The 17,288-nt window shown below is 39.1% G+C and carries 11 protein-coding genes and 4 pseudogenes; 10 read left to right on the plus strand and 5 right to left on the minus strand.

The genetic code is table 11. The features are described 5' to 3' along the window. Window positions 1-20 precede the first annotated feature (20 nt). A pseudogene (lysA, locus tag E3U36_RS09695) lies at window positions 21-1,296 on the minus strand (diaminopimelate decarboxylase). Between the two features lie 120 nt (window positions 1,297-1,416). Here lysA and E3U36_RS09700 point away from each other — a divergent pair. Continuing rightward, window positions 1,417-1,947: pseudogene (locus E3U36_RS09700) on the plus strand (LysR family transcriptional regulator); the annotation flags it as partial. 56 nt (window positions 1,948-2,003) lie between these two features. On the opposite strand, the gene E3U36_RS09705 reads toward E3U36_RS09700, so the two are convergent. The 3 genes and pseudogenes from E3U36_RS09705 to ydiK form a co-directional block, all read right to left on the minus strand. After that, window positions 2,004-2,927, minus strand: a complete 924-nt coding sequence (locus tag E3U36_RS09705) for an IS5 family transposase (RefSeq protein ID WP_180816318.1) — start codon at window positions 2,925-2,927, stop codon at window positions 2,004-2,006. Window positions 2,928-3,990: 1,063 nt separating this feature from the next. After that, window positions 3,991-4,914, minus strand: a pseudogene (locus E3U36_RS09710) (IS5 family transposase). Between the two features lie 64 nt (window positions 4,915-4,978). Then, window positions 4,979-6,091 carry an AI-2E family transporter YdiK gene (ydiK, locus tag E3U36_RS09715; RefSeq protein ID WP_180816387.1) on the minus strand — a complete coding sequence of 371 codons (1,113 nt, stop codon included), beginning with the start codon at window positions 6,089-6,091 and terminating at the stop codon, window positions 4,979-4,981. A gap of 213 nt (window positions 6,092-6,304) precedes the next feature. Here ydiK and ydiJ point away from each other — a divergent pair. From ydiJ to E3U36_RS09760, 9 genes and pseudogenes are all read left to right on the plus strand, one after another. Continuing rightward, a pseudogene (ydiJ, locus tag E3U36_RS09720) lies at window positions 6,305-9,357 on the plus strand (D-2-hydroxyglutarate dehydrogenase YdiJ). Next, a complete protein-coding gene (locus E3U36_RS09725) occupies window positions 9,354-9,764 on the plus strand; it encodes a hotdog fold thioesterase (RefSeq protein ID WP_180816388.1) in 411 nt (136 codons plus the stop codon). Before ydiJ ends, E3U36_RS09725 begins: the two are co-directional and overlap by 4 nt. Before the next feature lie 326 nt (window positions 9,765-10,090). Next, the gene (gene sufA / locus E3U36_RS09730) at window positions 10,091-10,462 is read left to right on the plus strand and encodes a Fe-S cluster assembly scaffold SufA (RefSeq protein WP_180817619.1); all 372 of its coding nucleotides are present in this window, start codon (window positions 10,091-10,093) and stop codon (window positions 10,460-10,462) included. Between the two features lie 12 nt (window positions 10,463-10,474). Continuing rightward, window positions 10,475-11,974, plus strand: a complete 1,500-nt coding sequence (sufB, locus tag E3U36_RS09735; RefSeq protein ID WP_180816389.1) for a Fe-S cluster assembly protein SufB — start codon at window positions 10,475-10,477, stop codon at window positions 11,972-11,974. A 44-nt stretch (window positions 11,975-12,018) separates the two neighbouring features. Beyond that, the gene (sufC, locus tag E3U36_RS09740) at window positions 12,019-12,765 is read left to right on the plus strand and encodes a Fe-S cluster assembly ATPase SufC (RefSeq protein ID WP_180817620.1); all 747 of its coding nucleotides are present in this window, start codon (window positions 12,019-12,021) and stop codon (window positions 12,763-12,765) included. Continuing rightward, entirely contained in the window at window positions 12,740-14,059 is a 1,320-nt protein-coding gene (gene sufD / locus E3U36_RS09745; RefSeq protein WP_180816390.1) for a Fe-S cluster assembly protein SufD, read from the plus strand. The genes sufC and sufD overlap by 26 nt, the downstream gene beginning before the upstream one ends. A 1-nt stretch (window position 14,060) precedes the next feature. Beyond that, a complete protein-coding gene (gene sufS / locus E3U36_RS09750; RefSeq protein WP_180816391.1) occupies window positions 14,061-15,317 on the plus strand; it encodes a cysteine desulfurase SufS in 1,257 nt (418 codons plus the stop codon). A 30-nt stretch (window positions 15,318-15,347) separates the two neighbouring features. Further along, the gene (sufE, locus tag E3U36_RS09755) at window positions 15,348-15,776 is read left to right on the plus strand and encodes a cysteine desulfuration protein SufE (protein WP_180816392.1); all 429 of its coding nucleotides are present in this window, start codon (window positions 15,348-15,350) and stop codon (window positions 15,774-15,776) included. An 80-nt stretch (window positions 15,777-15,856) separates the two neighbouring features. Continuing rightward, window positions 15,857-16,774, plus strand: coding sequence for a L,D-transpeptidase family protein (locus tag E3U36_RS09760; protein WP_180816393.1), 918 nt, complete (start codon window positions 15,857-15,859; stop codon window positions 16,772-16,774). Window positions 16,775-16,948: 174 nt separating this feature from the next. Here E3U36_RS09760 and E3U36_RS09765 read toward each other — a convergent pair whose 3' ends face one another. After that, entirely contained in the window at window positions 16,949-17,185 is a 237-nt protein-coding gene (locus tag E3U36_RS09765) for a major outer membrane lipoprotein (protein ID WP_180816394.1), read from the minus strand. Between the last annotated feature and the right edge of the window lie 103 nt (window positions 17,186-17,288).

Genomic DNA, 17,288 nt, shown 5'->3' on the forward strand with positions numbered 1-17,288 from the left:
TTGCAGAGGGCTTAAGCTCCCTAATCACTACTTATCAAACACGTTTCTAATGCCAACAATTCTGCCAATGTTTGACACCGACGAATTAATTTTGCCTCACCATTTAAATACATTACTCAGCGATTAACGGTCGACTATTATAATTAGAAGACATTGAAGCACCATAAGCACCAGTATCATGAAAGACTAAATAATCTCCCACATAAATTTCAGGTAATAAACGAGGCACAACAGCGCCGGTATTTGTCTGGGCAAAAACATCACCAGACTCACATAACGGACCAGCTACTAGTGTTTCACGTAAATTTCCGTCAGTAAGATGTCGATTATCCGCTGGCAAGACAGAAATATGATGATAACAACCATACATAGCAGGACGCATTAGATCATTAAAACCACTATCAACTAATACATAATGATTTTTGCCCATTCTTTTTATTGCTCTTACTTCAGCTAAAAGCACGCCAGATTCTGCTACCAAGTAACGACCAGGCTCAATTTCTAATGTTATATGATGCCCCAAATGAGCTGAAATACGTTCACGAGCATCATGCCACAAGGCAAAATAATGGTTAATATCAATTCGCTCTTCAGCTAAATTATAAGGGATCGACAATCCCCACCAGCTGAAATTGCTTGTATATCACAGCCACTTAAGATGACCTGCTCTACCATTGCCTCACAGACTTTAGCCAAGTGGCAATAATCAACCCCAGAACCAATATGCATATGTATACCGACCAGCGTTAACTGATATTGATTAATTTTTTCAATCGCTAATGGCAAATCACTAAACCAGATACCATGCTTACTATTTTCTCCACCGGTGTTGGTTTTTTGGCTATGACCATGGCCAAATCCTGGATTGATACGTAACCAAATAGCATGATGTCGTTTGGCTTTTCCCAATTGAACGAGCATGTCAATAGAGCCTACATTAACAGGAATATCTAACTCTATTACACGCTCAATAGTTTGCTTTTCAATGACATCTGCGGTGAATACAATTTCTGCTTGTTCTCTACCTGGGCGAAAACCAGCAACTAACGCCCTTTCGATTTCGCCTAATGATACAGCATCAACTTTCACGCCTTGTTGACGCATCAAACGTAAAATATGAATATTAGAGCACGCTTTTTGTGCAAAACGGATCGCATCGAACGCAGCTAACTGCTTAATCGCCTGTGTAATGACTTCACTATCATAGATCCAAATAGGAGTCCCGAATTGAGCGGGCAGTTTAATTAATTGTTCTGCCGTCAAATATCGACTTATGGTGGTTGCAAACGTTGTCATTGATAACCTTAATTTATTTTTTCATTTTTTTTATTATTAATAGAGAAAATAAGGATAAAAATATCTATTTAGCTATAGTCTATTCATATAGGATATAAATAACAGCAGCGAGTTATGTAAATGAAAACTTTTTCCTGGCGTCATATAGAAATTTTTCGCGCGATCATGACCACCAAAAACTTAACTGATGCAGCACAATTAGTTAGAACATCTCAGCCTACCGTCAGCCGTGAAATTAGTCGTCTAGAAAGTCTGTTACGATTTAAGTTATTTGATAGGATCAAAGGACGGCTATTGCCAACGGCTCAGGGATTAAGGTTATTCGCAGAAGTCGAACGTTATTATTATGGATTAGAAAGGATCTATAATATGGCGGAAATTATCAGACAATTTAGAGACACGCAACTTGCAGTTGCCTGTTTACCGGTATTTAGTCAGTCGTTATTACCTAAAGCCTGTCAGCGGTTTCTACTCGATTACCCTGAAGTTAATTTTACCATTATCTCCCAAGAGTCACCTATATTAGAGGAATGGCTTTCGGCACAACATTATGATATCGGTTTGACAGAAAATCGGCAGATACCCACCGGCACTTATGGTGATCTTTTAACTAGCTTAAATGAAGTCGTTGTGTTACCTCGTATGCACCCAGGCTTTGTTGAATAAATCAGAATTAGCCGCCAGGATGGCTCCCTCTGCTACAGCTGTTATCCGATCCTGACGCTGTGTGGCATACCCAACAACGTCATACGGTTCAGCGCTTTGACCATCGCCATTGCTTCACCTACCTGAGCCTCATAGTCACGCAGCCTCAGATGGCCACCCAGCAAAGTTTTTATGCGGAACATCGCTGTTTCTGCCACTGAACGCCGGTGATAACCCACTTTCTTTTTCCACATATCATTACTCCTGCTCAGACGCTGATTCGCCACCGCATGGTTACGTTCATGGTACTTGTCCGGCCAGTATTTCGCTCCGCTTCGCGGCGGGATAAGTGGCCTGATTTTCTTTCTTAGCAACGCATCGTGGCAGTAACAGGCGTAATAAGCACCGTCTGCTGACACTTCCCTGATTTTCCGGTGGGTTTGGTTAATCAAGCCCGGCAGTGCCTGCGCATCTGTCGTTCCGCTGAGCGATAAGTCGGCACAGATAATCTCATGAGTCACACTGTCTGCTGCCAGATGAAGCTTGCGCCACACTCTTCGTCTGTCAGCCCCATGCTGCCTGACTTTCCTTTCACCTTCGCCAAAGACCTTCAGACCGGTACTGTCGATGACCAGATGCGAGATTTCACCACGCGTTGGCGTTTTTATGCTGATGTTGACGCTCTTTGCTCGTCTGCTGACCAGCGAGTAGTCCGGACAGCACAGCGGCAAAGACATGAGTTTAAAAATCGAATCAACGAAGCCCTGTAATGCCCGGAGCGACAGGTTAAACACACGCTTCATCATCAGGACAGTGGTAACAGCCATATCGCTGTAGTAAAGCGGCCGGCCACGACCTTCAGGCGAAGAACTGTCAGTCCATCCAGCGATGGCCGACTCATCAAGCCAGACCGTCAGGGAACCGCGTTGTCTGAGTGCCTTGTTGTACGCGGGCCAGTTGGTAATTTTAAACTTTTGCTTTGCCATGGGGACCTGATGTTGAAACGAATTTAGCGATCAGCTCCGCCAATCACCTAAAAGTTCGATTTATTCAACAAAGCCATGCACCCACTGAGTAAAAAAAATATTTAACAGCTAAAGACTTTAATAATGTTGCTTTTATTAGTCTTTCAATAACGGATAGTTATCGACAAGCCATTGATACATTTTTTGCAGAACAACATATTAGCCGACGAATGATAATGGAAGTCCATAATGCTTCCTCTGTTTGTGCTATGGTAAGGTAAGGATTAGGTATATCAATCGTCAACTCATTTACCGTTATCGATTTTTTACAACATGATCCTGATAGCCTTTGCATCAGACCTTTTATTAAACCCATTCCTTTCACTGTCAATTTAATTAAACCAATGCATCGACATTCTTCTGAACTTACCGAACGATTTCTTCAATGCCTAAAAATTACGATTAAAGAATTTGAAACTCAGTTACTGACTGCCTTTAATTATTGATTATTTTTAATCTGATCCATTAACCAACTTAAGTTTATAGAATTCAATAATAACTTGAATATTACTAACTTATTTTTAATTAACACAATGATAATTAAAAATAATTAGATTATTTTCTGATTATTTAATAATCTGTCACGCTGAGACAATAGGATCATTTCCTTAGTTAACTGTTTTATTGATAAATTGTCGATCCACAGTAATAATCTTTTATAAATGGGCGAAATTTGCCAAACTAGCGACTAAAATACTATTTGCTGGATAATTGTGAACATTAATGGTTATTAGAAACAAACTAAATTTTTATGCCAGCAATTACTGGGCAATAAAGGTAACAAATCTGGTGAAATGGTGTTGCTATCCAGTGTGGATACTTATTTTTTGCCACACTTTACTGTCAATTGTATTATTTTTCTTCCAATTTTTACTATTTGCTATAAGTGATTAAACATTCAGTATTAAGGAAAACATTATGAAAGTTGTTTCCATCATTACAATGGCTACTCTCTTTACTTTCAGCGCGGCTTTGTTGAATAAATCAGAATTAGCCGACAGGATGGCTCCCTCTGCTACACCTGTTATCCGATCCTGACGCTGTGTGGCATACCCAACAACGTCATACGGTTCAGCGCTTTGACCATCGCCATTGCTTCACCTACCTGAGCCTCATAGTCACGCAGGCTCAGATGGCCACCCAGCAAAGTTTTTATGCGGAACATCGCTGTTTCTGCCACTGAACGCCGGTGATAACCCACTTTCTTTTTCCACATATCATTACTCCTGCTCAGACGCTGATTCGCCACCGCATGGTTACGTTCATGGTACTTGTCCGGCCAGTATTTCGCTCCGCTTCGCGGCGGGATAAGGGGCCTGATTTTCTTTCTTAGCAACGCGTCGTGGCAGTAACAGGCGTCATAAGCACCGTCTGCTGACACTTCCCTGATTTTCCGGTGGTTTTGGTTAATCAGGCCCGGCAGTGCCTGCGCATCTGTCGTTCCGCTGAGCGATAAGTCGGCACAGATAATCTCATGAGTCACACTGTCTGCTGCCAGATGAAGCTTGCGCCACACTCTTCGTCTGTCAGCCCCATGCTGCCTGACTTTCCATTCACCTTCGCCAAAGACCTTCAGACCGGTACTGTCGATGACCAGATGCGAGATTTCACCACGCGTTGGCGTTTTTATGCTGATGTTGACGCTCTTTGCTCGTCTGCTGACCAGCGAGTAGTCCGGACATCACAGCGGCAAAGACATGAGTTTAAAAATCGAATCAACGAAGCCCTGTAATGCCCGGAGCGACAGGTTAAACACACGCTTCATCATCAGGACAGTGGTAACAGCCATATCGCTGTAGTAAAGCGGCCGGCCACGACCTTCAGGCGAAGAACTGTCAGTCCATCCAGCGATGGCCGACTCATCAAGCCAGACCGTCAGGGAACCGCGTTGTCTGAGTGCCTTGTTGTACGCGGGCCAGTTGGTAATTTTAAACTTTTGCTTTGCCATGGGGACCTGATGTTGAAACGAATTTAGCGATCAGCTCCGCCAATCACCTAAAAGTTCGATTTATTCAACAAAGCCCTTTCTTATATAAATTAGATTTGGTTAAATTATTTGATAACTTAGCTGGTTTAGAAACCTCATTCATCCAGGCGGTTAGTAAATTATATGAGACAGCTAAAACGACTGGACCAATAAAAAGACCAATTACGCCAAATGATAAAATTCCACCAATAACGCCAATCAAAATAAGTATCATTGATAAATTCGCCCCCATCCTTATTAAAATAGGACGTAGTACGCCATCCATTGTTGCGACAATTATGCTCCATACAATCATAATAATGGCCCAGCTGGTATTGCCTGACCAGAATAACCATACTATGGAGGGTATCATAATCAATAATGGTCCAAGTTGGGCAACACAACATACAAAGATAAGAATTTTTAATATCGCAGCATAAGGAATATCTGCTAAAGCTAAACCAATACCACTGGTAATCGCTTGTATTAATGCGGTAACTACTACACCTAATGCAACAGCGTGAATTGATTGGCCTGCAAGTAGGATCGCGGTATCGCCTCGTGTACCTGCCAGGCGAATTGCAAAATGCCGAATACTTAATATAACACTTTCTCCCTGCAAATAGAGTAATGCACTAAATAGTAACATTACGACAAGATGAAACACGAAACGCCCGGCATTAATGGCTTGCGCTAAGAACCAGCTGGTTGCTTCTCCAACATACGGTTGTAGTTTAGCAATTAATGTATTACCGCCATTCGCGACCAATGTATGCCAACCATAAAAGAGTTTATTACCTATAAATGGTAGGTTTTTTAACCACAATAGCTCGGGTAATCTAATTTCAGTTGGTGATTTTGCCCATTCAATCAGTGGGCCACTGTTTTGAATAATGCTACCAATTAGTATTGCAAAAGGAATAACAAATAATAATATTACTAATAGAGTCATCGCTATACTTGCTAGCCATTTTTTATGCCATAGTTTACTTTCAATTTTTTTAAATAATGGCCAGGTTGCAATAACCACCATGCCTGCCCAGAGAAAACCAAGTATGAATGGTTTAAATACCCAAAAACAAGCAGCTATCATCAAGAAAATAGCAATTATGCTAAAAATGAATTTGGGTAAATCATTAGGGGATCGCGCTTTTTCCATATATTAGCCTGATTATAAAGAATGATGGGTGAATATTATCAATTGTCTATTACATGATTAATCATGTTTTTTGTATCTAAAAAAAGTAGGGTGATGATGGAAATTGTATTGTTTACAAAATGTTAATTGCCAAATTTTGTCTGGTATGTACTCTCAGTCAAAGATAGTACATAAATTCAAAGTGAACACTAATTAAAAAGAGTTACTAGTATAATGATCCCACGTATAGGACGCGCTCATCAAATCAGTCAGCAGATAACAACCTATTTAACGACATTAAAAGACCGAGGTTTTAGCGGAGATGTAACCACCAGTTATGCTGAACGTTTATCAATGGCAATAGATAATAGTATTTATCAACTTACACCTCAAGCTGTTGTCTATCCACGTTCGACTAGCGATGTTCAATTGTTGGCGAAACTTGCCATTGATAAACAATTTCAGTCATTAACCTTTACACCCAGAGGTGGTGGCACAGGAACCAATGGCCAGGCTTTGACTGAAGGCATTATGGTTGATATGTCGCGCTATATGCAAAAAATTTTGCAAATTAATGTGGCAGAAAAATGGGTTAGAGTCGAAGCTGGTGTGATAAAAGATCAACTTAACCAATTTTTGGCACCTTATGGTTATTTTTTTCACCTGAATTATCAACCAGTAATCGAGCCACCTTGGGTGGCATGATCAATACTGATGCCTCAGGTCAAGGCTCATTAGTTTATGGTAAAACATCGGATCATGTACTGAGTGTTAAAGCTATTTTACTTGGTGGAGAGGTATTAGAAACCTATCCGATGACAGTTGAGTTAGCGGAGCGTTTTTCACAGCAGCAATCAACTATTGGTCGCATATATAGCACCGTTTATCACCATTGTCGTCAGCAGCGACAGCTAATTTTGGCTAAATTTCTGCGATTAAATAGATTTTTAACCGGTTATGATTTGCGATACGTTTTTGACGATACTATGACGCAATTTGATTTAACCCGAATTTTAACCAGCTCTGAAGGGACGCTGGCTTTCATTACCGAAGCTAAGCTAAATATTACTCCATTACATAAAATAAGACGATTATTTAATATAAAGTATAACTCATTTGATTCAGCGTTACGTAATGCACCAGTTATGGTGTCAGCCAAAGCATTATCAGTGGAAACGGTTGATACTACAATCCTTTCTTTAGCGCGTGATGATATTATCTGGCATTCAGTGAGTAAATTAATTAACGATGTTGATGACAAAAAATTATCAGCATTAAATATTGTTGAATTTAGTGGGGATAGTGAAGAAAAAATTAATCAACAATTAACCCGTTTATGTTCACAATTGGATAAGTTAATCCAAGCCGGTAATTCGGAGATCCTTGATTATCATATATGTCATCAATTAGCAGATATTGAAAATATCTATACGATGAGAAAAAAAGCAGTTGGCCTATTGGCTAATACCAAAGGATTAGCAAAACCGATACCGTTCATAGAGGATACTTGCGTGCCACCGGAGAATTTAGCGGATTACATTGCCGAATTTCGTGCGTTGCTCGACCGCAATAATTTAGCTTATGGCATGTTTGGACATGTTGATGCAGGGGTATTACATGTTCGCCCGGTGATGGATATGTGTGATCCTCAACAAGAAGTATTAATGAAACAAATTTCAGATTAAATTGCTCAACTTACTGCTAAATATGGCGGCTTATTATGGGGGGAACACGGTAAAGGTTTTCGCTCAGCCTATGGCCCACAATTTTTTGGTGAAAAGCTTTATCAAATACTCTGTCAAATTAAAACCGCATTTGATCCCTTTAATCAATTAAACCCAGGAAAAATATGCTCATCTATTAATGTAGCGCTCCCGTTAATGCCTATCGATGCTGTAAAAAGAGGAACCTATGATCGCACTATCCCGATCAAAGTAAGGGAAACATTTGAGCAGGTTATGGCCTGTAATGGTAATGGCTTGTGCTCTAATTTTGACGTTAATAGTCCAATGTGTCCTTCAATGAAAATTTCCCAGCAACGAATTCATTCGCCAAAAGGCCGAGCAACATTAATGCGAGAATGGTTAAGATTACAGGTTAAGCAAGGCGTAAACTTAGCGTTATTTGCAGAAGATATTAATAGTTATAAACTCTCTTGGCCGCAAAAAATAACACGCCTATACCATACCTTGCGAGCTAAGAGTGGACAGTATGATTTTTCCCATGAAGTAAAAGAAGCGATGGCGGGTTGTTTAGCCTGCAAAGCGTGTTCAACCCCATGCACAGTTAAAATTGATGTTCCATCGTTTAGGGCAAAATTTTTAGCCCTCTATTATAGTCGTTATTTGCGACCAATTAGTGACTACCTGGTTGCCAATATTGAATTAACTGTGCCGCTGATGGCAAAACAACCACGCTGGTTTAATTTTATATTACGGCAAGGGTGGATACAAACCCTAGGTCACAAGGTGATTGGACTAACGGATTTTTCTCAACTGTCTACACCCAGTTTACAACAATTGGCTGGTCATGCAGCATTGTCTCTGTCATTGCCACAATTCGAAAGCTTACCTGAAGAGACTCGCAGCCAATTTGTTTTTGTCGTCCAAGATCCATTTACTAGTTATTATGATGCAAGGGTAGTTGCAGATTTTATCCATTTAATTGAAATATTAGGTTATCGTCCTATATTTTTGCCATTTTCTGCTAATGGAAAAGCGTTGCATATTAAAGGATATTTAACTCGTTTTGCCAAAACAGCGCAAAAAACAGCGGATTTTCTTAACCGCTTAGCGCAATTATCAATTCCGATGGTCGGTATTGATCCAGCCTTAGTGCTCTGTTATCGCGATGAATATAGCCAGATCCTTGGTAATAAACGGGGTAAATTCGAAGTTAAATTAGTTAATGAGTGGCTGATGACAGTATTAGCGCCAAAGCCAGCAGCGAAGTTAACGGCTGAAAAATGGTATCTATTAGGGCATTGTACCGAGATGTCATTGTTAGCCGATAGTGCCCAACAGTGGATTAAAATTTTTGCTCAGTTTGGTCGTCAACTTATTAATGTTAATGTTGGTTGTTGCGGCATGGCAGGAACTTATGGTCATGAGGTTAAACATCTGGCTAATTCAAAGGGAATTTATGCCTTATCTTGGGGAAATCGATTACAAAAATTACCCAAAACACGTTGTCTAGCAACAGGTTACTCTTGTTGTAGTCAAGTAAAACGAATTGAAAATGAAACAATAAAACATCCTTTACAAGCGTTATTGGAGATATTTAAATGATTTGGCAGCGTTCTTATACCCTTGAAGAAATTAATAGTTGGAGTGATAACAGCATGTTATCCCATTTAGGAATTGTTATGTTAAGTATCAGTGATGATACTATTGAAGCAACAATGCCAGTTGATCAACGTACCATGCAGCCGTTTGGATTACTACATGGTGGTGCTTCGGTGGTATTAGCCGAATCGTTAGGCTCGATAGCTGGTTATCTCTGTACTCAAGATAACCAAAAAGTAGTTGGCACCGAAATTAATGCTAGCCATATTAGGCCGGTATCTTCAGGAAAAGTACGTGGCGTATGTAGTGCAATTCATCTAGGGCGCCGGCAAAAAGTCTGGTCGATAAAAATCTTTGATGAACAATTAAGACTGAGTTGTATTTGTCGTTTGACAACAGTAATCATTTAATGATTAGCACTTAAAGATAACTAAACAACAAAAACTGGATGATTTAGCGATACTTTGCTCGTCATGTTAAATATTGCTGAATTTGCGAGTTTATTTTATTTTTTTAATGTTTATCAACATGTTAATATGATTGATAAATTAAGAATCGTAAAAAAAACAGTAAAATAAACGCCACTTTTTGCTGAAAAAACACTCTAATAAAAATATCCGCTTAAAATAAATGGTTGAAGTGAGAAATGTTATCATTACCATATATAATATTAAACAAAAAAAGTCTAGCTACATTGATAGTGTAATCTAGTCAAAATATTAGTTTCGTGAGGTCAATAATGGCAGAACATGTTGATACTTTTTCTTTGAATGAAACAACTTGGCAGGGCCTTACCATAACCGATAAAGCAGCTGCTCAAATTCTTAAATTAATGAAAAAAAATCCTGCTAGTCAGGGATTATCTCTTAATATCAAGCAATCAGGTTGTGCAGGATTTGGTTATGTCATTGCATTGATAGATAATCCAACTAAAGAATATTTGCTGTTTGAAAATAATGGCGCCAAACTTTTTGTTCCTCTAAAAGCAATGCCATTTATTGATGGTACTGAGGTTGATTATGTTCGTGAGGGACTTAATCAAGTATTCAAATTTAATAATCCTAAGGCTCAACACGCTTGTGGTTGTGGTGAAAGCTTTGGTATTTAAGTGAATTAAATTATGTCACAGCGTAATATAGAAATTGGTGATGATGTTCAACAATGGCTAGCGGAGCATCGTTATAAAGAGGGGTTTTTCACTAAGGTTGCAACGGATGAATTAGCTAAAGGTCTCAATGAAGAGGTCATCAAAGCGATTTCAGCCAAACGTAATGAACCTGATTGGATGTTGCAGTTTCGTTTAGAGGCTTATCAACATTGGTTGGGTATGGAAGAGCCCCACTGGCTTAAAGGCTATTATCCTGATTTAAACTACCAGGAGTATAGTTATTATGCAGCACCATCATGCAATAGTTGCGATGATACTTGTCAAACTGAAACTGATTCATCGGCAGCGGGTGGGGATGAGCATAGCAATAATTATCTGACCGCCGAAGTTGAAGAAGCATTCAATAAACTGGGTGTACCAGTCCGTGAGGGTAAATCGGTTGCGGTAGATGCTATTTTTGACTCTGTTTCTGTTTCAACAACTTATCGTAGCGAAGTAGCGAAACTGGGTATTATTTTTTGCTCTTTTGGTGAAGCTATCCAACAGTATCCTGAGTTAGTAAAAAAATATATTGGTACGGTCGTTTCTAATCGAGACAATTTTTTTGCGGCATTAAATTCTGCTGTCGCTTCTGATGGTACATTTGTTTATGTGCCAAAAGGAGTTCGTTGCCCGATGGAATTATCAACCTATTTCCGTATTAATTCAGCTAAGACCGGTCAGTTTGAGCGCACTATCTTGATTGCTGATGAAGGTAGTTACGTTAGTTATATTGAAGGATGCTCTGCTCCGGTGCGAGATAGCTATCAATTACATGCTGCGGTAGTTGAAGTTATTATTCATAAAGATGCTGAAGTAAAATATTCTACCGTACAAAACTGGTTTTCAGGTGGTGAAAGTGAAACCGGTGGCATTTTAAACTTTGTCACCAAACGCGCCTTATGCGAGGGTGAGAATGCCAAAATGTCCTGGACACAGTCTGAAACAGGTTCGGCTATTACTTGGAAATATCCCAGTGTTATTTTGCAAGGGGATAATTCGGTGGGGGAATTCTTTTCAGTGGCATTAACCAATGGTAATCAACAGGCTGATACCGGTACAAAAATGATCCATATTGGTAAGAATACGCATTCTACCATCATCTCTAAAGGGATCTCAGCTGGTCGTAGTCAAAATAGTTACCGCGGTTTAGTAAAGATTTTACCGACGGCAGAAAATGCCAGAAATTATACCCAATGTGATTCTATGTTAATTGGCACTCAATGTGGCGCGCATACTTTTCCTTATATTGAAGTAAAAAATAGTAGCGCACAGTTAGAGCATGAAGCTACAACATCTCGTATTGGTGAAGATCAACTCTTTTATTGTTTGCAACGAGGTATTAGTGAGGATGACGCCATTTCGATGATCGTAAATGGTTTCTGTAAAGATGTCTTTTCTGTATTACCATTAGAGTTTGCCGTTGAAGCACAAAAATTGTTAGCAATTAGTTTGGAACATAGTGTGGGTTGATGATTCCTATTAAAAGAATACTCAGTTATTCAAAGGCCAATGAAATGTTAAGTGTTAAAAATTTAAATGTCAGTATTGCAGGTAATCAAATTCTTAACGGATTAAATCTAGAAGTAAAAGCGGGTGAAGTACATGCAATCATGGGGCCTAATGGATCAGGCAAGAGTACATTATCAGCGACACTGGCAGGACGTGAAGAATATCAAGTAGAACAGGGTGAAATTCTATTCAAAAATAAAAATTTGCTTGAGTTATCGCCGGAAGAACGTGCAGGAGAAGGTATATTTTTAGCCTTTCAATATCCAGTGGAAATTCCTGGCGTAAGTAATCAATTTTTCTTACAAACCTCGGTTAATGCAGTAAGAGAGTATCGTAAGCAGCCACCACTAGATAGATTTGATTTTCAGGATTTTATTGAAGATAAAATTGAACTACTTGATATGCCGAAAGATTTACTTACTCGATCAGTAAATGTCGGTTTCTCTGGTGGAGAAAAAAAGCGTAATGATATTTTACAGATGGCAGCGTTAGAGCCTGAGTTATGTATTTTAGATGAAACCGACTCGGGTCTTGATATTGATGCCTTAAAAGTTGTGGCTAATGGCGTGAACTCACTTCGTAGCACTGAAAGAGCTTTTATCATCGTTACTCACTATCAGCGTATTTTGGATTATGTACAGCCTGATTTTGTTCATGTTCTCCATCAAGGCAAAATTATTCAATCAGGTGATTTTACCTTGGCCAAAAAACTGGAGGTACAAGGCTATGGCTGGCTTATTGACCAACAGTGAAAGAGCAGAAAAACAGCAGCAAGTCACAAAGTTAAATCAACAGGCGCTAAAAAGCTTTGCGACACTTTTTTATGCCAGTAAAAGAGCAAATGAAAAACAAGCTCAGGCCTATTGGCAGCAGGTAGAGAAAATTGGTTTTCCGCCATTTCGCCATGAAGAGTGGCATTATACGCCGTTGGCAAAAATACTTAACGCTCAATACCAATTAAATAGTGATAAAGTTAACACAATTACTGCTGAGCAATTAAAACAGCTGGCTATCTCCCTTGACGGCTGGCGAATTGTTTTGTTTGATGGATGTCTTATCCCTGACTTAAGTAGTGATAACTTTGGCCCTTATCAAATTCAAATGATGGATGCGCAAGCACAGCTTCCAGCGCCTATCGTGACCGATGAAATATTCCTGTATTTAACTGAGAGTCTGGCCGCTCAACCATTAATGATTAAATTGGCCGCTAATCAACAGGTAGAAAAACCGCTCTATATATTGAATATTACCTCTGGTTCAAATCACCATAATTATGTTAATACTAGTCACTATCGCTATCATTTAGAGATTGGTGCCAATTGCAAATCACAAGTTATTGAACATTTTGTTTCTGTTGATGATAAGCCGCATCTGACAGGCAGTCGATTGACCGCTAATATAGGTGATAATAGTCATTTTAGACATATTATATTTAGCGTTGAAAACAACCAAAGTCACCATTTTGCCCATAATGACATCTTGTCAGGTCGAGATAGTCAAATAAACAGTAGTGGTATTTTTATCGGCTCAGCATTACTTCGCCATCATACCAGTGTGAAAGTAAATGGAGCGGGTAGCAGATTAACACTCAATAGCTTATTGTTGCCACAAAATAGAGAAATTGTTGATACCAGAACTTATCTTGAACATAATCAGCCATTTTGTGAAAGTCGCCAGTTGCATAAAACGATCGTGCAGGATGAAAGTAAAGCTGTTTTTAATGGTATGATTAAAGTTGCGCCACAGGCACTTAAAACCGATGGCCAAATGACAAATAATAATTTGTTATTAGGTAAACAAGCCGAAATTGACACCAAACCGCAGTTAGAAATTTATGCTGATGATGTTAAGTGTAGTCATGGCGCTACAGTAGGCCGGATTGATGATGAACAGCTGTTTTATTTACGTTCCCGGGGTATTCCTCTCAATGATGCAAAACATATGATTATGGTGGCCTTTGCAGCTGACGTCATCGAAGCTATTGATAGTGAGGCTGTAAGTAACAAGGTAATGGATATTATTCAGCAGCGCTTGGCAGGGATTTAATATGACATTTTCAGTGGCATCCATTCGCAAAGATTTTCCTATGCTGGCAGAAAAAATCAACGATCAACCGTTGGTTTATTTGGATAGTGCTGCCAGTGCGCAAAAACCGCTCCAAGTGATAGAAAAGGAAAGGCAATTTCTTTGTCATCACTATGCGGCGGTACACCGAGGGATCCATCGCTTGAGTAGTGAAGCCACGGCGATGGTGGAAAATGTTCGTCAGCAAGTCGCTGATTTTATTCATGCAGCTGATTCTGAAGAAATTGTTTTTGTTAAAGGAACAACGGAAGGCATAAATTTAATTGCTAATAGTTATGGACATGGTTTTATCAAACCAGGCGATAATATTATCATTAGCCAAATGGAACATCACGCTAATATAGTTCCTTGGCATCTGCTTGCAGGCCAGATTGGTTTTGATATTCGTATATTACCTATTGATCATGATGGGAAATTAATTTTTGAACAATTAGATAGGCTAATCGATAGCCGGACTCGGATACTCTCTTTTACCCACATGTCGAATGTTTTGGGAACGGTTAATCCAGCAAAACAGATTATTGCCTATGCGCGCCAATGTGCAGAGCAAAAAGCAGCACAATTGCATATTTTGCTTGATGGTGCGCAAAGTATTATGCACCAAATGATTGATGTCCAAGATTTAGATTGTGATTTTTATGTTTTTTCCGGTCACAAACTGTATGGACCTACTGGTATTGGTGTTTTATATGGCAAAAAGGCATTATTAAATGCTTTACCACCTTGGCAAGGTGGAGGAGCCATGATTGATAAAGTAAGTATGACGTTATTTGAGCCAGCAATAATAAATATCACTTACGAAAAGGCGCCATGGCGATTTGAAGCAGGCACACCCAATATTGTTGGCATTATAGGTTTAGGTGAGGCTTTACGTTATGTTAATAATATTGGTTATCAACAAATATCTGCTCATGAAACCACATTAATGCAGTATGCCAATCAGCGTTTAAGTACGGTAAACTCTTTGCGTCTTTACGGCTCAGATGAGCGCCAGGGAGTTATTGCCTTCAATTTAGGTGAGCATCATGCTTATGATGTCGGTAGTTTTTTAGATAATTATGCGATTGCAATACGGACAGGCCACCATTGTGCGTTGCCATTGATGGATTTTTATCAAGTACCAGCTATGTGTCGAGCTTCGCTAGCGGTTTATACTACTAAAGAAGAGATTGATATTTTGGTTGAAAAACTACAACATATTGAAAAATTACTAGCTTAATCTGTTTTAAAGTACATATAAGGTAGAATGATGTCAGCCTTGCCTGATGAGAATAAATTGTTGCATAATTTTTCACGTTGTCAAAACTGGGAAGAGCGATATCTTTATTTAATTGAATTAGGGGAAAAATTATTACCTCTTAGCGATAGACAAAAACAAGTGAAAAATCAGGTCTCAGGTTGTCAAAGCCAGGTTTGGATTGTTATGGAGCCAGATAGTGACGGTAGGATCCAATTTGCTGGTGACAGCGATGCTGCCATAGTTAAGGGATTGATTGCATTAGTAATAATTATTTTTCAAAATAAAACCGGACAACAAATTTTGACCACAGATAGCAAAACATTTTTTCAAAAGTTGTCATTGGAGCAGCATTTAACACCATCAAGAAGCCAAGGATTGCATGCTATGATCAGAACAATCCGTCAGCGAGCCGAAAAAATTATCCAATCAAGCACTTAAACATTTAGTTAACTACTGATATTATTAAAGTGACGCTTATTCATCCGATAAACTTTGTATGTTCCTTAGGAGGAAAAAGTATGAAGAGAATTCTATTTTTTATTGGCTTGTTGTTTTTAAGCGGGCTGACTTTCAATGTCATTGCTGCTGAATACTCCTTGCCATCCACTACAGCACGCTTAATTGGTGAAAATAGTCATTATGTGGTGCCTAATGATGGGCGTCAACTGGAAGCTATTGCAAGTGAATTTCAGATAGGTTTGCTGGGTATGTTGGAAGCTAATCCAGGAACCGATCCATATTTACCTAAAGCGGGTAAAACATTGATTATTCCATCGCAAATGTTATTACCTGCGACTAAGCGTGATGGTATCATCGTTAATTTAGCCGAATTGCGACTGTATTATTTTCCTAAAGGAAGCAATAAAGTCATGGTTTACCCTATTGGTATCGGCCAATTGGGCGCCAATACGCCTAAAATGGTGACGACTGTTAGTCAATTAATTAAAAACCCAACCTGGACACCAACGCCGAATATCCGTAAACTTTATGCTGCCGATGGCGTTATTTTGCCGGCGGTATTTCCTGCTGGGCCTGATAATCCTATGGGGCTTTATGCCTTGAGATTATCTTATGGTAAGGGACAATATTTGATCCATGGTACTAATGCCAATTTTGGTATTGGATTACGTGTTAGTTCCGGGTGTATTCGTTTAAGACCTGAGGATATACAAGCATTATTCTACTCTATACCGGTAGGAACTCGTGTACAGGTAATTAATGAACCGATTAAGTACTCTAAAGAGCAAGATGGAAGCTATTACATCGAAGTTCACCAACCATTATCTAAACGTGAATCTGATGATCCGCAAACGATGCCATTAGTGTATAGCAATGAGTTTAAGGCATTTTTACAACAACCTGGTATTGATCAGAGATTAGTTGCTCAAGCCGTAGCAAGTCGCTCAGGAATGCCGGTTAGGGTAAATAAGAGCTAAATTAATATTAGATGGTGATGTATTATGAGTAGATATACTCTATTTTATAAAAAATAGTGAATTAATTAATAATCAGATAATGGTATTATTAAAAATTAGTTGTATGTAATAAATAATAAGGCACCCATCGGGTGCCTTATTAGTATATCTAGTGATCCGTTAAATGCAACTGGATTACTTTTTATATCTACGAACTTGATTATCCAAACGTTGATTAGCACGAGCAGCTTCATCTTTAGCAGTATGAACATCAGTACGTAATGACTGAACGTAATTGGATAGTTGATCGACTTTACCGTTTAACGTTTGTACATCTGAGGACAGTTTGTTAATTTGGCTACTGTTTGAACAGCCTGCTAACAAAGCAGAAGCCAGAACGATAGAGCCCAGTACAACTTTAGTACGCTTCATTATATTACCCTCTAGATTTAGTTAATCTCCAAGTAGCAAGGTAAGTATTGCACATTCCTGGTAAAACAGAGAATACATTTCTGTCTCTAACTTTGAATTATTA

Source organism: Arsenophonus endosymbiont of Aphis craccivora (assembly GCF_013460135.1).
Taxonomy (GTDB): Bacteria; Pseudomonadota; Gammaproteobacteria; order Enterobacterales; family Enterobacteriaceae; genus Arsenophonus; species Arsenophonus nilaparvatae.